Origin of the sequence: Serratia sp. ASV30 (assembly GCF_016428815.1) — a bacterium.
Classification (GTDB): domain Bacteria; phylum Pseudomonadota; class Gammaproteobacteria; order Enterobacterales; family Enterobacteriaceae; genus Chania; species Chania fonticola_C.
In genome coordinates, this window is the sequence record NZ_JAELTL010000009.1 from 14776 (window position 1) to 39818 (window position 25043).

Consider the following 25043-nt stretch of genomic DNA (forward strand, 5'->3'; position numbering starts at 1 on the left):
ATGACCGCTGACACTGAACGGCTGGCAAGGGAAGAGATGGTGCGTCTGGGGGCTTCGTTCTTCCAGCGCGGCTACGCTACCGGTTCAGCAGGCAACCTTTCGCTGTTGTTGCCAGACGGTACCCTGCTGGCCACTCCCACCGGCTCTTGCCTGGGGGAGTTGCAGGCAGACAAACTGTCGAAAGTCAGCCTGAGCGGTGAATGGATTTCCGGCGACAAACCCTCGAAAGAGATCAGTTTTCACCGCGCGCTGTACCAGAACAACCCGACGTGCAAGGCGGTAGTGCACCTGCATTGCACCTATCTGACCGCGCTTTCCTGCCTGCAAGGGTTGGATACGGCAAACGCCATCAAGCCGTTCACGCCTTATGTGGTAATGCGCGTCGGCCAGGTGCCGGTGGTGCCTTACTATCGCCCCGGCGATATGCGGTTGGCGGAAGATCTGGGCAAGCTGGCCCCAAGCTACAAGGCTTTCCTGTTGACGAACCACGGCCCCGTGGTCACCGGCGAGAGCCTGCGGGAAGCCGCGAACAATACCGAAGAAATGGAAGATGCGGCCAAGCTGATTTTCACCCTCGGCAACCGCCCAATTCGCTATTTAACCGATGATGAAATTGCCGAGTTACGGAGCTGAACCATGCCAAAATTTGCTGCCAATTTATCGATGATGTTTACCGAGCACTCGTTTCTGGATCGTTTTGATGCCGCTGCGGCGGCCGGATTTAAAGCGGTAGAGTTCCTGTTCCCTTATGATTACCCCGCCGATCTACTGGCGGAGAAACTGCAACAAAACGGTCTCCAGCAAGTGTTGTTCAATACCGCGCCGGGCGATGTGGGTGCAGGCGAATGGGGATTGGCGGCGTTGCCCGGCCGCGAGCAGGATGCCCGTGCGGATATCGATCGCGCTCTGGAATATGCCATCGCCCTTAAGTGCCCTAACGTTCACGTGATGGCTGGCGTAGTGCCGCCCGGCGAAGATATTGCCCGCTATCGGGAAACCTTTATCAGCAATATCCGTTACGCCGCCGACGCCTTTGCCCCTCACGGCATCAAGGTGTTGATCGAAGCGCTCAGCCCACCGATCAAGCCCAACTACCTGTTCTCCAGCCAGCATCAGGCTGCGGAGCTGGTGGCCGCCATCGATCGCCCTAACGTGTTTATTCAGTTCGACTTTTTCCACGCACAGTTGGTGGACGGCAATATCAGTAATCTGATCGCCTCACTGGCCGGGCGCTATGCCCATATCCAGATCGCCTCGGTGCCAGACCGAAATGAACCCGATGACGGTGAACTGAATTATCCTTGGCTATTCGCCCAACTGGATAAGGTGGGTTACCAAGGCTGGATTGGTTGTGAATATAAACCCCGTGGGGAAACGACGGCGGGTCTGGGGTGGGTGAAACCTTACCTGTAATCAAGAACTCGTCGCGCCAACACCAGTTTCAATAACATAAAAAATAAACGCACCCGTATCGCCCCAGGGCGATCGCGGTGCCGGACTCTTACCTGAATTAAAGGCTATGCTATGTCTCCAACTATGCTACTGATCATTGCCGTACTGGGTGTCGTACTGCTGCTATTGATGGTCATCAAGGCGAAGGTTCAGCCGTTTGTCGCCCTGCTGGTCGTTAGTCTACTGGTCGCGCTTGCCAGTGGGATCCCAACCGGCGAAGTCATGAAAGTGATGACCGCCGGGATGGGCGGCGTACTCGGCTCGGTGACTATTATCATCGGCCTGGGTGCGATGCTGGGAAGAATGATCGAACATTCGGGCGGCGCAGAATCCCTGGCGCAGCGTTTCAGCAAAGCGCTGGGGCCAAAGCGCACCATTGCCGCGCTTACCAGTGCCGCGTTCGTCCTGGGCATTCCGGTGTTTTTCGACGTCGGCTTTATCATCCTGGCCCCGATCATCTATGGCTTTGCCAAAGTGGCTAAAGTCTCACCGTTGAAGTTTGGCTTGCCGATGGCCGGTGTGATGCTGACGGTGCACGTAGCTCTGCCACCGCACCCAGGCCCGGTCGCGGCGGCGGGGCTGTTGAGTGCCGATATCGGTTGGTTGACCATTCTCGGCCTGATCATCTGTATCCCGGTGGGGGTGATTGGTTACTTCGCGGCAAAATATCTCAACCGTAAAGCCTACCCACTCTCCATTGAGGTGTTGGAACAACTGCAACTGGCAGCCCCTGAACCTGCACCGGAAGGCAAAGCGCAACTCAGCGATCGGATCAATCCTCCTAGTGCCGGATTGATTACCGCGCTGATCGTTATTCCTATCGCCATCATTATGCTGGGCACCGTTTCTGCCACCCTGCTGCCAGCAGGTTCGCCGGTGCGAGATGCCTTGTCATTAATCGGCTCACCAGGCGTAGCGTTAATGATCGCTCTGGTATTGGCGTTCTATCTGCTGGCAATCCGTCGTGGCTGGAGTCTGCAACACACCAGCGATGTGATGGGAGGGGCGTTACCAACTGCGGCAGTAGTCATTATGGTTACCGGTGCGGGCGGCGTGTTCGGCAAGGTGCTGGTTGAGTCTGGCGTGGGTAAGGCGCTGGCAGATGTGCTGACCACTATTGGTCTGCCACTGATCCCGGCTGCATTTATCATCTCGCTGGCACTGCGTGCCTCACAGGGGTCGGCTACCGTCGCCATTCTGACGACCGGCGGGTTGCTGTCCGAAGCGGTTATCGGGCTTAACCCGATGCAGCTTGTATTAGTCACGCTCGCCACCTGCTTTGGCGGCCTGGGCTTATCGCACGTTAACGACTCCGGCTTCTGGATCGTTACCAAATACCTTGGCCTGTCAGTGGCTGATGGCCTCAAAACCTGGACAGTATTAACCACCCTGCTCGGTTTAAGTGGCTTCGCCTTTACCTGGCTGCTGTGGCTGGTCGTGTAACTTCCCGGTATTGCTAGAGCCAAAGCAGTTCGGCTACAGTGGTGAGTATCTTGAAGCGTTGCTCCGGCAGCGCCTTTTCCCTTGTTCAGGAAGGAAGCCATGACCACTCACACCGTTGCCCCCACCTTGATCACCGAACGTCTGATCCTGGATGCCCACCGGCTGGAAGACTTTGACGATTTGGCCGCCATGTGGGCCGATCCTGCGGTGGTGCGCTATATCGGCAGCACGCCACGCGACAAGGAGGACAGCTGGGGCCGCCTGTTGCGCTACATCGGCCACTGGAAATTGCTGGGGTATGGCTACTGGGCGGTGCGGGAGAAAAACAGCGGCAGGTATATTGGCGGAATTGGCTTCGCCGATTTTCACCGTGATATTCAACCCGCACTCGATGTCCCCGAAATGGGCTGGACGCTGATCACGGCTGCGCACGGTAAAGGCTATGCCACCGAAGCCTTGAATGCCGCGCTGGTCTGGGCCAAAGAGAATTTCTCACAGGACAGAGTCGTTTGTATCATTTCGCCGGATAACCGCCCTTCGCTTGGCTTGGCGAAGAAAGTCGGCTTTGTGGCAAGCCACCGCAGCGAATACCACCAGTTACCAACGGTAGTGTTATACCGACCACTCTGAGTTCAAGATACCCTGGATAAAATTATCCCGCAGCGCATCAGGCCGCTGCGGGTTCCACGCCAGCCCAACCTGCCATTGCGTCTGCTCGCCGCTTAACGGCAGAATATCGACCCCAACCGGAGCAATAAACGCAATGCTTTGCGGCAACAGCGCCACGCCTATCCCCGCCGCCACCAGCGCCAGCAAGGTTTGGATATCCTCCGCCTGCTGCACCACGTTGGCCCGCAGCCCCTGAGCGGCAATAAAACGCAGCACCTGCTCACTCAACCCTCGGCCACGTGAAGGTTCCAACTGCAGCAGAGGAAAACGGTGGAAATCCGCCAACAGGTTCTCCTCCTGCAACGCCATCGCTCTCGGCACTGCCAGCACTAGCCGATCGGTCAGCAAAGGCTGTGCCTGCAAGGGAGCAACAACGGGCAAGCGTACAAAGCCAGCCTGTAGATCGCCGTTTAGCAACAACTGGCATTGCCGTTCCGAAGGAAGATCCTCCAGGCCAACCACCACCGCCGGAAAGCGCTGACGAAATGCCGCCACCCACTGTGGTGCCAGATGAAAACTGGAAAGCCCAAAGCCTAAGGCCAGACGCCCGGTTTCCCCCTTCACCACCTGCAACGCATACAGATGAAACTGCTCGTGTTGGGTCAATAACTCCAGCGCTCTGGGGAACAGCGCGGCACCGTTGGCAGTCAGCCGTGCCCCCTGGCGGCCCCGCTCGAACAGCCGGGTACCCAGTTGCAACTCGATAGCTTGAATTTGCTTGCTCAACGCGGGCTGGGTGATACACAGCCGCTCGGCGGCCAGGTGATAGCGCCCCAGTTCAGCCAGCGCGACAAAGGCACGTAATTGACGATTATCCATTCCATTAGGTTATCAAAAGAGGATTTTAATTGATTATACAGTAATCGATGCGGCTGCTGTAATTAGCGAACAAAACCCCCCACAGGAGCTTGCTATGACCACGACCCTTCGTGCTGCGTCGGTACAATTTCAACACCGCGCCAATGACAAGAACTACAATCTCGGCGTTATGGAAGACTTTATCACCCAGGCCGCCGCCGACAACGTACAGGTCCTCGCCTTCCCGGAAATGTGCATTACCGGTTACTGGCACGTACGCCACCTGGCCGACAGCGAAATCACTGCACTGGCTGAACCTATCGCCACCAGCCCCTCACTGGCGCGCATCCGCCCGCTGGCAGAGCGGTATCGAATGGCCATCGGCGTTGGGCTGATTGAGCTGGGTGAAGATGGCCAACTGTACAACGCTTATGCGGTTTGTCTGCCGGATGGCCAAACCCATATTCACCGCAAGCTCCATCCTTTTGAGCATGCGCTGATCGCAAAAGGCGATAGTTATACCGTGTTTGACACACCTTGGGGCGTACGTATGGGGATCCTCATCTGCTGGGACAACAACCTGGTGGAGAACGCACGTGCCACCACGCTGCTGGGTGCCGATATCCTGTTCGCCCCTCACCAGACCGGTGGGACAAATTCACGCAGCCCGCACGGCATGAAGCCGATACCGCTGACGCTATGGCAGCAACGTAAAGAAAATCCGGCGGCGATCGAAGAGGCTTTTCGCGGCGACACTGGCCGCGGTTGGCTACTGCGCTGGCTGCCTTCTCGCGCCCATGATAATGGCCTGTTTATTTTGTTCAGCAACGGTGTGGGGCGAGATGATGATGAGGTGCGCACCGGCAATGCCATGCTGCTGGACCCTTATGGCCGCATCCTGTCAGAGACCTGGACAGCGCAGGACGCCATGGTTACCGCCGATCTGGATCTGAGCTTAATCCCCATGAGCAGCGGGAGGCGTTGGATCCATGGCCGTCGGCCAGAGCTTTATGGGCTGCTTACCGAGCCGCAAGGATATGAGCGCGATCCCCGTACGGCGCGTTTTTCATTGCAACCGACCACGGTATTGGGCAAGCCAAATACATCGATAGATTAAATATAGAGTCGGATGTGGGTTACCGGCAAAAAAAATCCGCCCCTAAAAGGCGGATTTTCATTGGGCATGACCAACAAGGTCACACGCTCATGCCCGAAGGCATGGGGAAATCTTAGAAGCGGTAACCTACGCCCACGTTCCAGGTGCCAACGTCAACGCTGCGGATACGGCTCTGCTCGTAACCCACGTCCAGAGCAACCTGCTGCATTGGGTTGAACTGCAGACCAGCACCATAGCTGAAGCCATAGTCGCTGTTGCTGTTGTTGTTGCTACCGTCTTGAGCGTTGGAGGTAAATTTACCATAGCCCACACCGATCACACCGTAGATGCTCGCCCAATCGTTGAAACGATAAGCAGGGCCGGCAGTGATGGAGTCGTATTGTGCTTTGTTGTAGAAGCCGTCTCCAGAGTTATTCTTTTCCAGATGGGTGAAAGAACCGATCACACCCAGTGGGCTGTTGTCGTACTCGTAACGGTACTTCAGGTTGAAACCGTCGGCTTTGTTAACAACGCCTTGGAAATCGCCCTGGGCATAGCCAGCGGATACGGTGCTCTCACCAGCAAATGCGGTACCTGCTGTTACGGCCAATACACAAGCTGCTACTGCGGAAAGACATGCAATTTTTTTCATAACCACCTCAAACGCGTTTTATTATAAAAGTGCTTCAATTTCTCATACATTGAAAATATAGCAAAAATTAGCGTGAAACTCTGCCTTTAAATGAGTGTCTAAATCTTTGTATCGTGTAACAGAAGATTTCAAGAACACTATAGCATACTAATTTTCCTGTATTTTTCGCGAATTATACTCCTTTTTGTGACGCTAATCACCTATCCGAGTTCCAGAATACTCTTAAAAAAAGAGCACTTATTGGTTACTCGAACCAAGTTGGCGCATATTTTTGACAGATTCAACCCGGCCCCCCGTTTTTCGCCAACACCTTGCTGTCAATTCCTTTACACTGTGCAACACCTGTACTCAATACCTTCCCAGACGATGGGGAGTTCCATAAGGCCAGAAAGGATGTCTTCGTCTGTAACCACTAAAGCGTCTTCCACGCTGGTGCCCGTGTGTTTACTGATCATTGCAATGATCTCGATCCAGAGCGGGGCTTCATTAGCCAAAAGCCTGTTCCCGCTGGTCGGTGCCGAAGGCATCACCACGCTGCGCCTGAGCATCGGTACGCTGATCCTGTTTATCATTTTCCGTCCGTGGCGTATGCGCTTCGCCGCCGGTAGCCGGTTGCCATTGCTGATCTATGGTCTGTCACTGGGAGCGATGAACTACCTGTTTTATCTTTCTTTACGCACGGTGCCACTCGGTATTGCGGTGGCGCTGGAGTTTACCGGCCCGCTGGCGGTGGCGATGTTCTCTTCCCGCCGCCCGATCGATTTCATCTGGGTAGCGCTGGCCATTGCCGGTTTGTGGTTCCTGCTGCCGCTTGGCCACGATATGGGCAGTATCGATCCCGTGGGAGCAGCCTGTGCGTTGGGTGCCGGTGCCTGTTGGGCGATATACATTATTTTCGGCCAGAAGGCCGGGGGAGATCACGGGCCGGGCACCGTAGCCGTGGGATCGTTGATCGCCGCCATCGTGTTCTGCCCGATCGGTGCCTGGCAAGCTGGCAGTGCGCTGTTAAACGTGGATATTCTACCGGTGGCTTTGGCCGTCGCGGTGCTGTCTACCGCGTTGCCATACTCGTTGGAAATTATCGCCTTACCCAAGATCCCCGCCCGTACCTTTGGCACGCTGATGAGTCTGGAACCGGCAATGGCCGCCCTTTCCGGCATGATCTTCCTCAACGAACATCTTAACCAAACGCAATGGTTGGCATTGGCCGCCATCATTACCGCTTCCATGGGGGCTACGTTAACCATCAAACCCAAACCAAAGGTTGAAAGCCTCTCGTAAGCCCGCTGGCGTCTGGCGGCAAGTCCCCGGCGCCACGCTCAAAAGGTTGCATGATTGCAAGCCAGTTAACTTTTTTCCTGAACAATAATAGACATACTCGCAGCAGGTCTTTTTTTATTAGGGAGAATCAGGATGATCTACGGCAGTTTGTACAACCCCCGCTTCGGACGTGGCCTCTCACCCGCTTTAGCCAATATCCTCAATACCGTGCGTCAGTATGATTTGCCTGGCCTGCCGTTAGGGCGGCATGAAATCGATGGCGATCGAGTGTTTATGAACGTGATGGAACTGATGACAGAACCGGCGGAAAGCAAACGCGCCGAACTCCATCAGGAGTACCTGGATATCCAGATCCTGATCGGCGGCGAAGAGCGGATCGATTTTGGCCTGCCAGACAGTTGGGAAAGCGGCGATCTTTACGATGAAAGCAAAGATCTGCAATGGCTGGATATCAAACGCAGCCCGCAGACCCTGAACCTGACGCCGGGCATGTACGTGATCTTCTTCCCATTGGAGCCGCACAAACCCGGCTGCCAGATCACTGAGCCAAAAAATATCAAGAAAGTGGTGGTGAAAGTCCACTACGAACTGCTGCTTTGACGCCAAAGAGCCGGTCGCTTGACCGGCTCCCCCTTCACCAGACGCTATTCCACCGCAATTGGAGTCTCGACCAGTTTAACTTCTCGGTCACCTTGCAGCGTTTTTATCTTGTTTTGGTACTCTTTTACTTGTTCAGCATTTTTCAGCAACGTGTAAGTCAGCTCGAAATCGGTACTCTTCCCAGGCTGTAATTGTTTGATTCGCCCCTGCTCACGTTCGATTTTTACCGGATACGCATAGCTGGTCCCTGGCTCAATCCCGGTAACATAGCCCTGACGTTCCGTGTCAGTGTTTTTCCACAGCGTCAAAACCGGCAACTGATGGGTATCAAAACCAATCGCAACACCCCGATCCCCTTTCTTGTTGTTCATCATCGCCAGGGTTTTTCCTTGCGAATCACTGTAAGGCACGATATTGAACACCATCTCATCGAAGCCTTTGGTTGGCCCCTGGTAAGTATGCCAATCTTTCAAACCGCCCTTGGCATAATCATTAAACGGCGAAATCTCTTTGATTGCCGCACTGAACACGGCCCCCTCTTCCAGCAACGGCTTACCGAAGTTACTGTGATAAATAATCTGATAGTCACGAGGATAATCAGCACGATTGGTTAAACGATCGTGAACCGTAAACTGTTGAGTGCCGGGAACGTAACGCAGCTCAGTCCAGGTTTCCAGATTACTTTTCTTGAAGGTATTTTCTTTCAGCAGGCCGCGGATACGGACTTCATAAGGCGCTTTTTCAGCAATATCTACCACCACCTTGGAAGCCGGGGTATTTCCTGCACGGCCATGTAACGTATACAACGTGCCGTTTTCTACCCCCGGGTGCCCGGTCCATTCGTAGCCGCAGCGCACCATCATTTCGTTAAAACCGTCAAGCCAACCCACCCCGTTGCGACTCTCCAAGTTGATATAAGCCGGATTGACCACCTCGGTCACCGGTGAATCCCACCCCAACCTTACGCCCGAACCGTTGACATGCAGAATATCCATACCACGCGTTGGGCTAAGGGCGATGGTCAACCCATCACTGGTTAGGGTAAGGACTTTCGATCCCTCTTGCTTGCCACCGTGCAAGACTTGCTGTTGCAGGCTGAAACGCGGGCCGGGAATATTCAGCTGTGAGCTGTCAATCCGCCAGTTGCCAAGTTCAATACCGTTCTCACTGTCGGTCAATACGATAGCTTGAGCACTGGCATACCCAGAAATCAAAGAGATAGCGAGCGAAAGTACAGTAAGCTTTTTCATTTATTGTTCCTTCCTGGTTAGCTGAATGGTTTTAGCAAAACCATCACAAACTAAGTTCTTAGCCCGTTTTAAAATGCGATGAGGGTCACTTTTTCAACAATCAGGATGGAAATAACAAAAATTGCGTGACATACAGCAAGAAAAATTATGAATGATGTATTCTAGCTGACAAATTAATCAGATTAAGATCATGTTTTAGCTGAAGCAGCTTCAGCCAAAAGAGAAAATCATGCCTAACGAACATGAAAAGCTGAATCGAATAAAGCTTCCTAGCAGATGCTAGCCAGAAAAGCCGCTGTTTCCGCCGGAGAGCGCAGTTGGATAAAGCGGATAGAATGATTGGCTGCGTCCTGCTGGTCTGCCAGATACTTTATACGATTCTTGCGGTAGGTTTTGATGGTCCACAAGATGATCGACTCACGGCTAAAGAAAGAGCGGCGAAAGCTCTCACAATTGCCGGTGCCGGGCCAGAGCTCAGTCTTGTGCCAAGCCCGCACCGATGCGCGACGAACGGCCTGCCACAGCGTGCGACAGAATCCGTAATCAACCCAGACAACCCAGTCAACGTCCCGCCATTTCACGGCTTTGGTCCGGGTATAGTTGCCATCCAATACCCACCCTGCACGGGCCGATACCAGCGCCTGTCCGACCAGATGCAAGAACTCGTCATCTGAGGCATTTTGCCAGTTTGGCCGCCAGTAAAGCTTATCCATCTCGATATAGGGTACGGCCAGCTTTTGCGCCAATTGGCGGGCAACGGTGCTTTTACCGCTGCCGCTGGTGCCCACCACGTTAATTTTCATGCTTTGCGTCGATATCCATTTTAACTGACTTATAGACATCTTATATTACAATAGGTCTGCTGCATTTCACTCATCAGGGTTTAGAGAATTAACCTTAAATGTCAGTCTATGCTCAGATCCAATAAAACTTCTGACACTCTCCGCATCGGGTAATGCTGATAAAGCTCCTTTTTGTGTAGTCGCCAGCGCACCACAGGCGCTGGCTTGCGTTAGCGCTAATTTCAATTGTTCAAAATCAAGCAAACCATTTCCAATAGAGATATTTGCCAACAGCCCAGCGATAAAGGCATCTCCTGCCCCCGTCGTATCTAAACTTTTCACCTTGTACGAGTCTACGTGTATGGCCAGCTCTTGCCATAAGACAATAGCCCCTTGGATACCACGGGTGACAATTTTAAGGCTAGAAGGAAATCGCTTAACTCTTTCCAACGCTTTTTCATAATGAGTCGTACCGGTTATCCAGTATAATTCTTCCTCTGAGAGTTTTAAAATATCTGACTGATGAGCAAATTGAGTTACCGTTGCCAGCATCTCCTGTGGATTCCCCCACATTTTCTCCCGCAGATTGACATCAAAGCTCAAGATGCCACCGCGTTGCTTTATTAAACTTATCGCCTTGACCAAGGTCTCCCGGCTCTGCTTGGCAACCAGAGCCAACGAACAAAAGTGCAATATATCATCATCAAAATCGGGTAGATTTTTAGAGGATAAAAACTGGTCGGCAGAAGGATTTACCAGAAATGTAAAACTGCGATCGCCATCATTCCCCAGCGCTACCAGCACGGTACTGGTATGATATTGCTCATCAAATTGTATATGCTGCGTTTCGACTCCCTCTGAATAGAGTGTTTGCTGGAGAAAGTGGCCAAATGGGTCATCACCGACTCTGCCAATAAAACCACAATCACATCCCAAACGAGCTGCACCCACAGCAACATTTAACGGCGCACCACCAGCGCAAGCTTTATATTGCATATCTGGCTGAGGTAATAAATCGATTACCGCATCGCCAACTGTCCACAGTTTCATAGTGTTTCCTTAACCCCCCAATTTTAGAATAAATATTTGAAGCGCACCCTCATGCCATAGCGCATATCGGTGTCACCTGGATTTATTGTCGAAGCATCCAGCCAGGAAGCATAAGCCCCTAGGTAGGTATTAAAGTTTGGCATATCCATAATATTCGGCAGTTGCCAGGAAGTATGAATGGTGTGGATATCGTAGTTTCCTGGTGCCAGGATCGCGCAATCGCCGTCGCATTCAGCATTCACACTGTCCATATTGAATCGGTCGATTTTATTATGCGCGTAGATATAGCCCAGCTCAACGCGGTGCCATAGCGCATTGATACCTGCGCTGAAGTTCTTTTCATCCGTCGCATCAAGATATGCGGTGCTCAGGTTCACCACCGCCCCGTTCTGCGCATCGGTTTTCAGCGTGTTCCAGCTCATGGTCATACCGTAGCCGGTACGCCTGGACTGGTCGACCCAAAGGCCCTGCTGATTCTGATAGCCGTAGGCATTATTAACAAGGTTGCTCTCCAGCGCTGCAGCCACCGACCACTCTCCGGATTGCCACGCGGCTACAGGGCGCACGTAAACCACGTTTTTACGGCTATCCAGCGCGTTGCCGTGATAGTTCTGATCGACAAACAGCGAACTACCGTCCTCCACCAGCGTATTCACTTCAAAATACCAGTTATCAAGTGTTTTACTGAGCAGGAAGTTGCCTCCGCTGCTGCTGCGCCCGCGCCCCTCTTTCATCATGTAAATGTAACCGTAGCCGTCGGAATACAGGTCGTTGGCCGTATTACCAGAATATTCAATAAAGGTATCCTGATTAAGCGGAAACATATCAAAGGCCTCAAAACGACCCATTTTAATCTTCCAGTCATCCTGCTGGCCGAAGAAAAATGCCGCGTCATCAAGATTCATTTTACCATTCATATCCGCAAGCGGCTGTACGCTGAAACCGGCATATTTCCCATTCGACCCTTTACGTAATCCATCAAAGCCAAGCAGGATACGCCCGTTAATATCCCAGCGCTCTTTATCGCCCGGCGCCCAGTTTTTATTAGCACTGGTTTTCAACGAGGTCAGACTGCCGGTACGGCTAGCGCCATCCATATTAAACTCAACGTCACCATAGAATTTTAATTCACCATAGTCATTAAGCTGTAATGCCGGCTTGGTTGGCGTCGCGTTGGCCATCGTTACCGGTGTATCCTGCCGTTTCAGCGCACGAATCTCCGTTTCCGCACGGACGGCCCGCTGCTCGGTCTCTTTCAGTCGCTGTTCCAGGTGCGCCAAACGCTCCTCGATAGATTGAGGTGCTTGGGCGTTCGCGCAAGCGCTTGCTAAAAACGTGAGCAAACATCCGACCCGGATTTTTTTTACATGTAAACCATCATTATTTTTCATCGTTAATCCATTATTATTTAATTTATATTTATGGGTGAAACTCGATGATGACGACAACAACAATTACTCCCGTCACACCAAACGGGTTATTAAAATATTTAAATCCTATGAATTGAAGAATTCGGGATGCGGTACAAGTGTGCACAAGAATTTGTTTTCCACATCCCTTGCATATGAAAATAGATTATTCGAGCTGCCAGGCCCCCGCCTCGGATATGGAGGCCGAACCGCTCCAGGCAAATAGCATTAGCTCACGGCGCGCTGCGTCCGGGTAAATACGACTGCTGAGGCACGCTTCGCCATCATTGGCAAAAACTTCCACTGAAGAGCTATCAAAGAACAACCGCAGTTTCAGCGATGCTCCGGCGGTCAACGGTACGCTTCGTACTCCGCACAGGCCATACTGCGGATAACGGCGCTCCAGAACCAGACGCTGCATCTGCGCATCAACATAAACGCGCAGACCGTCGCCGAAGCTGATGCCGTACTGTTCTGCGTTGCTGTTAGCACAATCCCAATTTAGGATCACCTCCATCGCTTCGCAGTTTTCCACCATCGTGGTCTGCTGATTTTTCAACGTACTCACTGGCCATGGGAACCATGCGCCGCGCAGACCTTCAACCTCTCTGGCCGGGCGTATTTGCAGACGGTTATCTGCGCCGAGGCTCAGCTCTCGCGGAAGAGAGAGCATTCCCGCCCAGCCATCTTGCTGTTCGGGCAACGGCGATTCCCACATATCCAGCCAGCCGATAACGATGCGACGGCCATCGGGAGTCAGGAAGCTTTGCGGTGCATAAAAATCATGACCGTGGTCGATTTCAATAAACTCGCTTTTGCGAACAAACGGCTGCCCCGGCTGCCATTCGCCAAGCAGATAGCCGCTCTGGAACAGATTACGGTTGTTGAAACCCTCAGCCGCCATCCCCTGAGGAGAAAACATCAGTATGCGTTTATCCTCGAGGGTGAAGAAGTCCGGGCACTCCCACATATAGCCCATCTCTTTTTCCGCCTCATCAAGAACTCCGGCATCGTGCCACTGATGCAGGTCTGCAGAGCGATACAGGCGCACCTGGCCGGTCTCGCCATCGCGAGCGCCGACGATCATGTACCAGCTATCCCCTTCACGCCACACCTTCGGATCGCGGAAATGGTGCAGGCCCGGCGGAGTATCCACCACGATCCCCTGACGCTCGAAGCAGACCCCGTCGCGGCTAGTCGCAAGACACTGCACTTGATAAAGGTTAGCCTCATCGCTGGCGTCGCCATGGAATTTATGCCCGGTATAAATCAACGCCAGGGTGTCGCCATCAACCACCGCCGAGCCAGAGAAACAGCCGTCTTTATCTTCCGGGCCTTCCGGGGCCAGCGCGACCGGCAGATGCTCCCAATGAACCAGATCTTTACTGCGCGCATGGCCCCAATGCATCGGCCCCCACTGCGTGGAATAAGGATGATGCTGGTAAAAAGCGTGATACCAACCGTCAAACCAGACCAGGCCGTTAGGATCGTTAATCCAGCCCGCGCGTGCGGCAAGATGGTAGCGTGGATACCAACGCAAGTTCAGCGTTTCACATTTAGCCTGCAGCTCCTGTTCAGCCTTGGATATTGAATACGTCATATTCTTTACTCTTTTCAATCATATAGCAGAAGGTTGCGACATCAGAGGATCTGAAGATAACTTACTGGAGCGCAACAGGAAGATGGAGATAAAGGTGGTGCAGAACACCAGTAGTCCCATGATCAGATAAGACTGGGCAAAGCCGTATTTTTCGTAGCTATAGCCTGCCAGCGGCGACAGTACCGAAGCGATAACCGAACTGGTACAGGCGAACCCCACCAGGTAGAGCGTGGCAGACAGGCGTTTGTCGAAATTCAAGCTGTTGTATTTGAAGATAGCGACCAGTAGGATCGGCAGCTCTACCGCGTGTAACAGTTTAGTGACGGAAATCAGCAGCGGCCCTTCCACCAGCCCGGAGGCCACCATACGTAACGCCATCACCATCCCGGCGAAAATCAGGCCATTTTTCGCGCCGATGCGGTTCACCAACCACGGGGCACAGAACATCCCGGCGGCTTCGAGGAACACCTGGAACGAGTTAAGATAACCGTACATGGCGTTGCCTTCCTGCAACGTGGCGAATTGTGAAGAGAAGTAAACCGGGAACTGCTGATCGTAAACGCCGTAAATACAGGTACCGATGACGAAAAATACCAGCGCCCAGAAGCGCGGTAACGTCAGCAGACGCAGCACGTCATCCAGCTTCACTTTGCCACCGGACACCGCCTCCTGCATCGCGTGCGGGGCAGAAGACACCCGCAACCGTGCCAGCAGGATAAAGAACACCAGCCCGGCACAGCTGGAGACCGCGAAGTTGAGTTTCGGGTTGATGTTAAACAGGAGCCCTGCGAAGAACGTCGCCACTGCCCAACCCAGCGATCCCCACATCCGCGCCTTGCCGAATTCGAACTGGCTCTGGCGCGCCACGCGTTCGGTATACGATTCCAGCACGCCGATACCGCCGTTGAAGGTTATACCGATATAGATCCCACCGAAGAGGCTTCCGAGCAATATATTGATTTGTAACAGATAACTAAACAGCAAATAGGCAGGCCCGGAAAGGATTAACAGCCCGGTAAGGGTCCAGAGCAGGTTTTTACGCAGGCCGAGTTTATCCTGGATAAAGCCGTAGAAGATTTGCGCCAGTAGCGCGGAGACGGACAACACCGCGTAGATAATACCGGTATCTCCGGCTTTGAGCCCCACTTCCTGGTGCAACCAGATAGAGAGTAAAGAGCCAGTAGAGGACCAGGACACGAAAAAGAAGAACAGTAATGCACTGAGTAGTGGGTAGCTATGAGAGTGATGCGCTTTCATTATGGCATTCTCGTATTGGAGTAATGCCAGCATGGTAACGTTAACAAATAAAAAAACGCTTGTCGTTTTGCTGAGATTCATGATGTTAATCACAAAAGTTAACGTTAACATTAAAAAAGTGAGATCGAGATCAAAAATTACTCGCTACGGTTCTTTCGCTTTCTACGACAGAATAGCCGCTGAACCTTTTACATCAGTAACTTCGTCGTATAGCCTGTTACCTGAAAGTAATGACGGGAGTAATAGATATGGCATCTCTGAAGGATGTGGCGAAACTGGCCAATGTGTCGCTCATGACGGTCTCCCGCGCGCTCAATAGCCCGGAAAGGCTAAAGCCTGAGACCCTGGCACGCGTGCAGATCGCCATCAATGAGACCAATTACGTTCCCGATTTGTCAGCGAAAAAAATACGCGGTGCTCATGCTACGCCGAATACTATCGGGGTGCTGGCTCTCGATACTGTTACCACACCATTCTCGGTGGAAATCACTCTGTCGATCGAAGAGACCGCCCGGGCGTATGGCTGGAACAGTTTCGTGGTAAATATGTTCTCTGACGATAACCCAGATACCATTGTCGACCTTCTGCTTTCACACCGGCCAGACGGCATCATCTACACCACCATGGGGCTACGTCAGGTGCCGCTGCCGCCCAAACTGCTCACCCTCCCGTGCGTGCTGGCCAACTGTGAAAGTTTGCACGATCCGGTAGCCAGCTACATTCCAGACGACGAACAAGGTCAGTTCGAGGCGGTGCAGGCTCTGCTCGCGGCAGGTAATCGTCAACCACTCTGCCTGCATCTGCCAAAACACCATCTTGCCACCTTGCGCCGCCGTCAGGGATTGGAGCGCGCCTGCCGGCAAGCAGGTATCAACCCTGACGCCCTCATGCATGTCTATATGGAGCATGGCGATGAGCACTACCGTGATATCCCAGCCATTGTGTTAGCGCATATCAAGCAGGGTAATCCGATGTTCGACTCAATCATTTGCGGTAACGATCGTATCGCCTTTATGGTCTATCAGACGCTACTGGCGCAGGGCCTTCGCATCCCGCAAGATGTGGCAGTCGTGGGTTACGACAATATGGTTGGCATTGGTGAGCTATTCTTACCGCCGCTCTCGACGGTACAACTACCGCATTACGAAATAGGTCGCCATGCTGCGCTGCATATTATCCAGGGCAAAACGCAGACCGATACGGTCAAAATACCTGCGCCCTTGCTCAACAGAGACTCGATCCATATCAAGCTGTGATTGTACAAAAAGAGTTACGGCGCACACCTTAGGGATAATTGGCTATCAATATGAATTAATGGAAAAAACAAGCCCTATTTCAACACTCAGAAACACCCTGCAATAATTACGCATTGAAATATCCCTTCAATCGGTGTCTATTATTAGTGGGGGATCTCAACCCTTATCCTCTAAAAGCTTAAAAAACGTTTCTTATCAACACCTCACGAATCATAAAATATGCCATACGCCTTTATGATAAAAATATCCAGCGGTTATTACCTATTTATTTAATCGCCCTTTTCGCCCTGCAAAATAAATTTAAGCTGCTATAATTTCTCCCGTAACAAAATAGGATTACACCCATCAAGAAGAGGATATCTATATGAGTACCGCTAAACTGGTGAAATCGAAATCTTCTGACCTGTTGTACACCCGTAATGACGTGGATGAGCAAACCAAGCAGGCCGTCATCAAGGCGCTGAACCATCAGGTTGTGCAGTTCATCGATCTGTCGTTGATCACCAAGCAGGCGCATTGGAACATGCGTGGTGCCAATTTTATTGCCGTGCATGAAATGCTCGACGGCTTCCGCACCGCCATCACCGACCATCAAGATACTTTTGCAGAACGTGTCGTACAGCTCGGTGGCGTTGCGCTGGGTACGGTACAGGTGGTGAATGACAAAACCCCGCTGAAAAGCTATCCGACCAATATTCACAGCGTGCAAGATCACCTGAAAGCGCTGGCCGATCGTTATGCAGCCGTCGCCAACGACATCCGCCAAGCCATCACGGAAGTGCCGGATGAAGACACCGCTGACATGTTCACCGCCGCATCGCGCGATCTGGACAAATTCCTGTGGTTTATCGAATCCAATATCGAGTAAAGCCAGGCATCTTGGCGGCGAAACAACAGGTTGTGGGCCTTGCCCCAGCCTGTTTTTTTATCTGTAAGCCGAGTGGTATAAAAAACAGGCTGGATTACACTGAATATGATCCAAGCAAGATTGCAAGCATTCACAGGTTCAATAGTGAGGTGGGCATGGCAGGCGGATGGACAGCAGACGGCGCGGTGCAGGATCAAATCGACTCAACGGTAGATGATGCCGTGCAACGTGCTCGTCAGGCGCTCGGCCATGGCGAAAGCGAGCACTATTGCCAGGAATGTGGCACAGAGATCCCCGAAGCCCGGCGTCTGGCGCTGCAAGGGGTGCGCTACTGTGTTAACTGCCAGACTGAAATGGATAAAAAGCAAGCTTCCAGTAGCCTGTTCAATCGCCGGGGCAGCAAAGACAGCCAGCTGCGTTAACCCTACTTCCCTTCCAAACACGCCAGTTTGCACCAAATGAAATCTGACTATAGCTATAAAGTTAGAGTTAGTTATCATTATTGATCGATAATTGTTAATTATCGGTTGTTTCCCGGCTATTGTTTAGTTGATGATAGCTCAGTTGCACCACGGCGGTCGCGATGCACCATTTTGGTGCCCGCTGGTGGTGCATAAAAATTATAATTGGCTATCCAAACCCAACATCATAACGCAACCCCTTGTTTTTATAATGATTGCAAACTTGGCACGATTCTTCCATAGCACAAAATGCAACATAAAAAATGGGTAATCCGCAACCTGTACAGGAATTCCTCTCATGAAGTCTATTTTTAAAGTTTCCCTGGCCGCACTTTCCCTGGCCTTCGCCGTTAGCTCTCACGCAGCAGACAAGCTGGTTGTCGCCACGGACACCGCTTTCGTGCCGTTTGAATTCAAACAAGGTGACCAATACGTCGGTTTCGATATCGACTTGTGGGCGGCGATTGCCAAAGAGCTGAAGCTGGATTACACCCTGAAGCCAATGGACTTTAGCGGTATCATTCCTGCGCTGCAAACCAAGAACGTCGATCTGGCGCTGGCAGGTATCACCATTACCGACGAACGCAAAAAAGCGATCGAATTTTCCGACGGCTACTACAAAAGCGGCCTGCTGGTGATGGTTAATGCTGACAACAACAGTGTAAAAGGCATCCAGGATCTGGATGGCAAAGTGGTGGCAGTGAAGAGCGGCACTGGCTCGGTGGATTACGCCAAGCAGCACATCAAGACCAAAGATCTGCGTCAGTTCCCGAACATCGACAACGCCTATATGGAACTGGGCACCAAGCGTGCTGACGCTGTGCTGCACGATACGCCAAACATCCTTTACTTCATCAAAACCGCGGGCGCTGGCAAGTTCAAAACCGTAGGCGAATCCATTGAAGCCCAGCAGTATGGCATCGCCTTCCCGAAAGGCAGTGACGAACTGCGTGAAAAGGTCAACGGCGCGCTGAAAACTCTGCGCGACAACGGGACTTACAACGAAATCTACAAAAAATGGTTTGGTACCGAACCTAAGTAATTGATGAAGTTAATAAGCCAATAAGTTATTAGTTAAGCACAGGGGAGGTGTACCCGCCCCCTGTGCTTTGTTGTTTATTGATCCCCTTGCTTGGATCACCGGGAGATAACGCTATGCAATTCGACTGGAGCGCCATTTGGCCCGCCATCCCAATTTTGTTAGAAGGCGCCAAGATGACCCTGTGGATTTCGGTCCTCGGTCTGATTGGCGGCCTGATCATCGGACTGGTTGCCGGTTTCGCACGTACCTATGGCGGCTGGATCGCCAACCATGTGGCACTGGTATTCATTGAAGTGATCCGCGGTACGCCGATTGTGGTACAGGTGATGTTTATCTACTTTGCCCTGCCCATGGCCTTTAGCGATTTCCGCATCGATCCTTTCACCGCCGCCGTGGTCACCATCATGATCAACTCGGGCGCCTATATCGCGGAAATTACCCGTGGCGCGGTGTTGTCGATCCACAGCGGTTTCCGTGAGGCCGGGCTAGCACTGGGGCTGTCGCGCCGCGAAACCATCCGCTATGTGATCATGCCGTTGGCTCTGCGCCGTATGCTGCCGCCGTTGGGTAACCAATGGATCATCAGCATCAAGGATACTTCGCTGTTCATCGTGATCGGGGTAGCGGAACTGACCCGTCAAGGGCAGGAAATTATTGCCGGTAACTTCCGCGCGCTGGAGATCTGGAGCGCCGTAGCGGTGATTTACCTGATTATTACCCTGATGCTTAGCTTCGTGCTGCGTCGTCTGGAAAGAAGGATGAAAATCCTGTGATTGAATTTAAAAACGTCTCCAAGCACTTCGGCCAGACCCAGGTGCTGCACAATATCGACCTGAACATCAAACAGGGTGAAGTGGTAGTGATTATCGGGCCTTCTGGCTCCGGTAAGTCAACTCTGCTGCGCTGCATCAACAAGCTGGAAGAGATCACCAGTGGTGAACTGGTCGTAGACGGCCTGAAGGTGAACGATCCTAAGGTTGACGACCGCCTTATCCGTCAGGAAGCCGGTATGGTGTTCCAGCAGTTCTACCTGTTCCCGCACCTGACTGCGCTGGAAAACGTGGCCTTTGGCCCGATCCGCGTACGGGGCATGAAGAAGGCAGAAGCCGAGAAGCATGCGCGCGTTCTGTTGGCCAAGGTAGGTCTGGCCGAACGAGCTCACCACTACCCTTCCGAGCTTTCCGGTGGACAGCAACAGCGTGTCGCTATCGCCCGGGCGTTAGCAGTGAAGCCTAAAATGATGCTGTTCGATGAGCCCACCTCGGCGCTCGATCCGGAATTACGTCACGAAGTGCTGAAAGTGATGCAGGATTTGGCCGAAGAAGGCATGACGATGGTGATCGTGACTCACGAAGTCGGCTTTGCCGAAAAAGTGGCCTCACGCCTGATCTTTATCGACAAAGGCCGGATCGCCGAAGATGGCAACCCTCATGACCTGATCAACAACCCGCCAAGCCCACGCCTGCGCGAGTTCTTACAGCACGTTTCCTGAAGCGATAATAAAAAGCCCCGCAAGGGGCTTTTTATTGATGACAATGTTGCTCAATGACGTGTTCGACCTAAGAGGCGCTGGATGCTGCGTTCGTTTAACCGCCTCAGATACAGAACCTCAGTGGATCACATCACCCTGTTTGACCGAGGTAAACGCCTGCATCAGCTTGACCACGTCCTGCATACCCACATTAACCTGATTGATTACCTCCCCGGCATCCTTGGCTAGCGCCACGCCGCCGCCCGCCTGTTCCACGCAGGTCACCATCTTGTTGATAGCCGCCGTTACCCCCTGCTGAATGGTTTTGGTAACTTGCTCAATCTCGCTGGCCGCCTTACGGGACTGTTCGGCCAAGGTACGCACCTCATTAGCCACTACCGAGAAACCGCGCCCATGCTCACCCGCATGCGCCGCTTCGATCGAGGCGTTAATCGCCAGTAGATTGGTCTGGGCGGCAATTTTGCGGATCGCCTCAACCATATTGCCAATCTGTTGCGAACAGCGCCCCAAGTCGCTGACCACGTCTGAAGTCTGCCGCGCGGCCACCTCTACCTGCTGCATGCCCTGCACCGCCTGCTGAACAATGATCGCCCCTTGAGCAGCGGTTTTATCGGTCCCCATGGAGAGATGGTGAACATTTCGCACCATTTCCTCTTCATGCTGCTGTTGGAAAGTCTGGCGGGTGATGTCCTGGGCAATTTTCACCACCTTTAATACCCGCCCTTCATTGTCGATGATTGGGTTATAGCTGGCCTCCAGCCATACCCGCTCCCCACGCCAGTTGAGGCGTTCGAAACGCCCGGTCAAAAACTCCCCCTGGGCCAGCCGTTGCCAGTGCTGATGATACTCGTCAGAATCGGCGAACTCCGGCGTACAAAGTATGCTGTGTGCCTGGCCGCGTGCCTCTTCCAGCCGATAGCCCATCAGATCGAGCATATTGTCGTTGGCATCCAGGATAATGCCGGTTGGCGAGAAGGTGATCATCGCCATTGAGCGATTCAGCGCCGTTAACAGGCTCTGATGCTCCTGGGCCTGAGTGATACGGCTGGTCACCTCGCTGGCGATCTTGATAATCTCCACCACCTGACCGTGCTTATTTAACACCGGGGTATAAGTTCCCTGCAGCCAGACCACTTCACCGCCCTTGCGAATACGCCTGATATTATCGGTAATGGCTTCGCCGCTATTTAACCTTTGCCAATGCCGCTGATAGGCCGGGCTGGCGGCATAGTTTTGATCGCAGAAAATACGATGATGCTGACCAATGACTTCCTGGCGCTCAAACCCCATAGTTTGCAAGAACAGATCGTTGGCACGTAATACGGTGCCGTCGGGTTTAAATACGATCATCGCTACCGCATCTTCAATGGCGTCCAATTCGGCACGCCACGGGCTGCTGGACTGACGGAGGTTTAAAAACATCGGGTAAATCCTTCTGGCAGATGGAGTTAACGGCAAGCACTCTCTATTTTTCTGCATTTCTTGCTCGCCAGTAAGCGCGCTATCGCCCTGAATATTGCGCACGACAATACTCCAGATTAACTGGATAAAAACGGTTATTAAGCTAGGTAATTATTGTTTTTTTAACTAATGAGCAGCGTGGGAATTTATTAACAATATTGAGGATAACGCAAGCCAGACAGAATGAAAGGAACGACAGAATAAATAATCGTTGCCGGCAAGATCGCCGGCAACGGTCGGGTAATTACTGCCAGCGTTCTGCCGCCCAGGCGGCTTGCTGCTCGGCATCAAGGAAGGTCCAGGCCACAAAGCGGCTAATCTTCTGCCCCTGTGCCATTTCGATGGTGCGCACCTCTGCGGCCCCGGCCTGCTTGAGCGCATAATAAATCGCAGGCAGCGTGGTGTTTTTAGAGATCAGCGAGGTGAACCACAGGCAGTTCTTGGCTTTGCCGACGCTCTCTTCCACCATCTTGCGAACAAAGGCCTCTTCGCCTCCTTCGCACCACAGTTCGTTGTTCTTGCCACCGAAGTTCTGCACCGGCTTTTCTGCCACCGCCCCTTTGCCCAACTTATGCAACTTGAGGCGGGTGCTGGCGCGCGCTTCCTGCTCGGAACCGTGGAACGGCGGGTTACACAAGGTGGCATCAAAGCGCTCGGCAACGCCGATAATGCCGTTAAAGATACACTCCTGCTGCTTCTGCTGGCGCAGGCGCACGGTATTTTTTAACGTCGGATTCATTGCCACGATCATCTTGGCGGCCCCCAGCGAGACCGGATCGGTTTCCGAGCCGGTAAAGCGCCAGCCATATTCGCGCTGGCCGATGATAGGGTAAATACAGTTGGCCCCCACGCCGATATCCAGGATCGCCACGCCTTTACCCCGCGGGATCTCGCCGCCGTTGCTGGTCGCCAGCAGATCGGCCAGGTGATGCAGATAGTCAGCACGCCCTGGGATCGGTGGGCAGAGATAGTCGGCCGGGATATCCCAATGTTCGATGCCATAAAAGTGCATCAGCAAGGCACGGTTGAGCATTTTCACCGCGGCAGGATCGGCGAAATCCACCGAGATATCGCCCCAGGCGTTGGGCTTCACAAAGGGTTCCAGTCCCGGACAGGTGGCGATCAAGGTAGGGAAATCATAGCGTGAGCGATGGCGATTGCGCGGATGCAGGCCGCTTTTCTGCTGCGGGAAACTTTTCTTTTTTTCCACCGTGACGGGCTCTCTGAAAGGGTTTTCTGGCGCGTAAGATAGCATAAAGCCCGGCGAGGCGCTTGCCGCTGAGGTGAAATGCGCCAAAATGGTAGGATTACGGGACCGGTGCAACGCCCCTCACCCCAAACCTCTCCCCAAGGAGAAGGGACCGATCGGGTTAACTTGAAGTTAGAGTGACTCACCTTAGATGAGGGGGGTGATCGATGAGACTACTTCTTTACTTCCAAACGAGCAGGGGCGATCAGCTCCCTCTCCCTGTGGGAGAGGAGACCGATCGGGTTGACTTGAAGTTAGAGTGACTCATCTTAGATGAGGGGGGTGATCGATGAGACTACTTCTTTACTTCCAAACGAGCAGGGGCGATCAGCTCCCTCTCCCTGTGGGAGAGGGTTGGGGTGAGGGGACAAGCTGGCTGCGCTGTGCCCAGTACGCCAGCAGGTGCAGGCTGGCAGAATAGTAATCCTCATCCGGTGCCAAGCGATCTTTCAGCGGCCCCCGATCTCCCACCGTCAGATCCCTGACCGCCCTCATTCCCGGGCTTTGATTATACTCGGCGCGCTGGCCGCCAAGCACATCCAGCCAGGCCGGTGTCGCCCGGCGATCAAAGCCGCGCCAAAAGCTGGCAAAGGGGCTTAGTGACAGGCTGTCGGCCTTGTCCCAATAGAGATAGAGCGGAACCCGCACCGCATCAAAACCAAATCGCGGCGCCCAGTCGCTGGCCGGAGTCATTTGCCCATTGGCCTGTAGTGTGACCCAGTCGCTGGGTAGATGCTGTTTGCCAAAGCGCATTCTGCTGACCATGGTCATGCTATCGTCGATAAGCTTTTTCCACGCCGGCAAATGGCTTTCTTGGTAAAATGCGTGCCAGGCGGGAAAGACAAAATAGGAAGGATTAACGATCACCGAACCGTTCTGCCTGAAACCGCTAGCGCCAGGCAACATCACCCGATAACCGGCATAGTCGATGACGGTATGTTTGAGCAGAGCTTGCTGTATCTGCGCCGAGGAAGCCAGATAGGCAGGCACATTCCAGCGTTTCCCCGCCTTCAACAAGGCCCAGGCAATTAGGATATCGCCATCGGTGGCATTGTTTTTATCGGCTATCGGCACCGCCTTCCCCGGTTCATAGCGCCAGGAAAACAGGCCGATATCCTGGCGATACAAAGTGTTGTGGGTCCATCGCCAAAGATTGTCAAACGCGGGACGGTCGTCATTGTAGACCGCCAACAGCATGGCAAACCCTTGCCCTTCGGTATGGCTGACGTTGTTATTGCCGGTATCGACAATCCGTCCGTCAGCTAATAGAAAACGCTGTTTGTATTGCGCCCAACCGCTGTCGGCAGCCTGAGCACCAAGGGACAACACCAACCCCAGCCAAAGCAGGAGTACGCGGAGCCTACCAAACCTGCTTTTCGCCATCATGTTTACCTGCGTTGCTCGTTTCTATAGCAAAAGACCAGAGTGTTATCCTTGGCCGGGCTGCACCAGCGTAGGGAAACATGCGCCTCACCGCCCTGAGCCAGCAGCCAGGCGTCATAGGCCCCCTCGAGCACCGTGGCAAAAGAGAGTGCCCAGACGTCTTCGTTGGCCGGATCGGCACTGTGCGGGTAGGCATAATGGGTCAGGATCATCTGTTCGCCATTGGCCTCAATCTGCACCCTGCCCCAGTCAAACTGACGTAGTAAGGCATTGAGAGCATCCTCCAACTCTCCCACCGTTTCCGCCTCCGGCAATGGCAGCTTCTTCGCCAGGTTACTCCCCATCAAACGCAGAAAGTCGCAGCTGTCCGCATCATCAGCAGAAGCCAGAATGCCGGAGAACACCACTTCGATCAGATCCTGCCAACCCGCCTTAAACTGACGCTGGCGATAATAATCAAGCTCATACCCGGTAGTGTTAATATCTTGCATG

General features: G+C 53.1%; 25 protein-coding genes. 13 read left to right on the forward strand and 12 right to left on the reverse strand.

Annotation, left to right across the window (positions count from 1 at the left end; translation table 11 throughout):
- The 4 genes from otnC (at position 1) to JHD74_RS05620 (ending at position 3525) form a co-directional block, all read left to right on the forward strand.
- On the forward strand, positions 1-633 hold the full coding sequence (gene otnC / locus JHD74_RS05605) for a 3-oxo-tetronate 4-phosphate decarboxylase (protein ID WP_199062072.1): 633 nt from the start codon (positions 1-3) through the stop codon (positions 631-633).
- Between the two features lie 3 nt (positions 634-636).
- Positions 637-1413 carry an HPr family phosphocarrier protein gene (locus tag JHD74_RS05610; RefSeq protein WP_199061984.1) on the forward strand — a complete coding sequence of 259 codons (777 nt, stop codon included), beginning with the start codon at positions 637-639 and terminating at the stop codon, positions 1411-1413.
- A gap of 111 nt (positions 1414-1524) precedes the next feature.
- The gene (locus JHD74_RS05615) at positions 1525-2895 is read left to right on the forward strand and encodes a GntP family transporter (protein WP_024527523.1); all 1371 of its coding nucleotides are present in this window, start codon (positions 1525-1527) and stop codon (positions 2893-2895) included.
- 99 nt (positions 2896-2994) lie between these two features.
- Positions 2995-3525 (forward strand): GNAT family N-acetyltransferase, encoded by a 531-nt coding sequence (locus JHD74_RS05620; protein WP_024527522.1) that lies wholly within the window; start codon positions 2995-2997, stop codon positions 3523-3525.
- On the opposite strand, the gene JHD74_RS05625 is transcribed toward JHD74_RS05620, so the two are convergent.
- Positions 3508-4383, reverse strand: coding sequence for a LysR family transcriptional regulator (locus JHD74_RS05625; protein ID WP_199061985.1), 876 nt, complete (start codon positions 4381-4383; stop codon positions 3508-3510). The genes JHD74_RS05620 and JHD74_RS05625 overlap by 18 nt on opposite strands.
- Positions 4384-4477: 94 nt before the next feature.
- On the opposite strand from JHD74_RS05625, the gene JHD74_RS05630 reads away from it, so the two are divergent.
- Positions 4478-5479 carry a nitrilase family protein gene (locus tag JHD74_RS05630; RefSeq protein WP_199061986.1) on the forward strand — a complete coding sequence of 334 codons (1002 nt, stop codon included), beginning with the start codon at positions 4478-4480 and terminating at the stop codon, positions 5477-5479.
- Between the two features lie 112 nt (positions 5480-5591).
- Here JHD74_RS05630 and ompX read toward each other — a convergent pair whose 3' ends face one another.
- On the reverse strand, positions 5592-6110 hold the full coding sequence (gene ompX / locus JHD74_RS05635) for an outer membrane protein OmpX (protein WP_024527519.1): 519 nt from the start codon (positions 6108-6110) through the stop codon (positions 5592-5594).
- Between the two features lie 393 nt (positions 6111-6503).
- Here ompX and rhtA point away from each other — a divergent pair, with 393 nt between their 5' ends.
- Positions 6504-7391: a threonine/homoserine exporter RhtA gene (rhtA, locus tag JHD74_RS05640; RefSeq protein ID WP_024527518.1), complete on the forward strand. Its 888-nt coding sequence runs from the start codon at positions 6504-6506 to the stop codon at positions 7389-7391.
- Between the two features lie 132 nt (positions 7392-7523).
- On the forward strand, positions 7524-7991 hold the full coding sequence (gene nanQ / locus JHD74_RS05645; RefSeq protein ID WP_024527517.1) for an N-acetylneuraminate anomerase: 468 nt from the start codon (positions 7524-7526) through the stop codon (positions 7989-7991).
- Positions 7992-8035: 44 nt separating this feature from the next.
- Here the strand turns inward: nanQ and JHD74_RS05650 are convergent, their stop codons facing one another.
- The 6 genes from JHD74_RS05650 to JHD74_RS05675 form a co-directional block, all read right to left on the reverse strand.
- Entirely contained in the window at positions 8036-9241 is a 1206-nt protein-coding gene (locus JHD74_RS05650) for an aldose 1-epimerase family protein (RefSeq protein ID WP_024527516.1), read from the reverse strand.
- A 269-nt stretch (positions 9242-9510) separates the two neighbouring features.
- On the reverse strand, positions 9511-10044 hold the full coding sequence (locus JHD74_RS05655) for a shikimate kinase (RefSeq protein WP_024527515.1): 534 nt from the start codon (positions 10042-10044) through the stop codon (positions 9511-9513).
- A 66-nt stretch (positions 10045-10110) separates the two neighbouring features.
- The gene (locus JHD74_RS05660; RefSeq protein WP_199061988.1) at positions 10111-11073 is read right to left on the reverse strand and encodes an aminoimidazole riboside kinase; all 963 of its coding nucleotides are present in this window, start codon (positions 11071-11073) and stop codon (positions 10111-10113) included.
- 23 nt (positions 11074-11096) lie between these two features.
- Positions 11097-12464, reverse strand: coding sequence for a carbohydrate porin (locus JHD74_RS05665; RefSeq protein ID WP_098928043.1), 1368 nt, complete (start codon positions 12462-12464; stop codon positions 11097-11099).
- Positions 12465-12648: 184 nt separating this feature from the next.
- Positions 12649-14082, reverse strand: a complete 1434-nt coding sequence (locus JHD74_RS05670; protein ID WP_199061990.1) for a glycoside hydrolase family 32 protein — start codon at positions 14080-14082, stop codon at positions 12649-12651.
- 18 nt (positions 14083-14100) lie between these two features.
- Entirely contained in the window at positions 14101-15342 is a 1242-nt protein-coding gene (locus tag JHD74_RS05675) for an MFS transporter (RefSeq protein WP_024527511.1), read from the reverse strand.
- Positions 15343-15587: 245 nt separating this feature from the next.
- On the opposite strand from JHD74_RS05675, the gene JHD74_RS05680 reads away from it, so the two are divergent.
- The 6 genes from JHD74_RS05680 to glnQ all read left to right on the forward strand — a co-directional run bounded on the left by JHD74_RS05680 (position 15588) and on the right by glnQ (position 20458).
- A complete protein-coding gene (locus tag JHD74_RS05680; RefSeq protein WP_199061992.1) occupies positions 15588-16595 on the forward strand; it encodes a LacI family DNA-binding transcriptional regulator in 1008 nt (335 codons plus the stop codon).
- A gap of 364 nt (positions 16596-16959) precedes the next feature.
- The gene (gene dps / locus JHD74_RS05685) at positions 16960-17463 is read left to right on the forward strand and encodes a DNA starvation/stationary phase protection protein Dps (protein WP_199061994.1); all 504 of its coding nucleotides are present in this window, start codon (positions 16960-16962) and stop codon (positions 17461-17463) included.
- 155 nt (positions 17464-17618) lie between these two features.
- Positions 17619-17885 (forward strand): DksA/TraR family C4-type zinc finger protein, encoded by a 267-nt coding sequence (locus JHD74_RS05690; RefSeq protein ID WP_024527508.1) that lies wholly within the window; start codon positions 17619-17621, stop codon positions 17883-17885.
- A gap of 337 nt (positions 17886-18222) precedes the next feature.
- Positions 18223-18966 (forward strand): glutamine ABC transporter substrate-binding protein GlnH, encoded by a 744-nt coding sequence (gene glnH, locus JHD74_RS05695; RefSeq protein WP_024527507.1) that lies wholly within the window; start codon positions 18223-18225, stop codon positions 18964-18966.
- Positions 18967-19079: 113 nt separating this feature from the next.
- Positions 19080-19739, forward strand: a complete 660-nt coding sequence (glnP, locus tag JHD74_RS05700) for a glutamine ABC transporter permease GlnP (protein WP_024527506.1) — start codon at positions 19080-19082, stop codon at positions 19737-19739.
- The gene (gene glnQ, locus JHD74_RS05705; RefSeq protein WP_024527505.1) at positions 19736-20458 is read left to right on the forward strand and encodes a glutamine ABC transporter ATP-binding protein GlnQ; all 723 of its coding nucleotides are present in this window, start codon (positions 19736-19738) and stop codon (positions 20456-20458) included. Before glnP ends, glnQ begins: the two co-directional genes overlap by 4 nt.
- Before the next feature lie 117 nt (positions 20459-20575).
- Here the strand turns inward: glnQ and JHD74_RS05710 are convergent, their stop codons facing one another.
- The 4 genes from JHD74_RS05710 to bcsD form a co-directional block, all read right to left on the reverse strand.
- The gene (locus tag JHD74_RS05710) at positions 20576-21880 is read right to left on the reverse strand and encodes a PAS domain-containing methyl-accepting chemotaxis protein (RefSeq protein WP_199061995.1); all 1305 of its coding nucleotides are present in this window, start codon (positions 21878-21880) and stop codon (positions 20576-20578) included.
- A gap of 283 nt (positions 21881-22163) precedes the next feature.
- Entirely contained in the window at positions 22164-23129 is a 966-nt protein-coding gene (gene rlmF / locus JHD74_RS05715; protein WP_021805132.1) for a 23S rRNA (adenine(1618)-N(6))-methyltransferase RlmF, read from the reverse strand.
- A 366-nt stretch (positions 23130-23495) separates the two neighbouring features.
- Entirely contained in the window at positions 23496-24554 is a 1059-nt protein-coding gene (locus JHD74_RS05720; RefSeq protein ID WP_199061997.1) for a glycosyl hydrolase family 8, read from the reverse strand.
- Between the two features lie 2 nt (positions 24555-24556).
- Positions 24557-25042, reverse strand: coding sequence for a cellulose biosynthesis protein BcsD (gene bcsD / locus JHD74_RS05725; protein ID WP_199061999.1), 486 nt, complete (start codon positions 25040-25042; stop codon positions 24557-24559).
- Between the last annotated feature and the right edge of the window lies 1 nt (position 25043).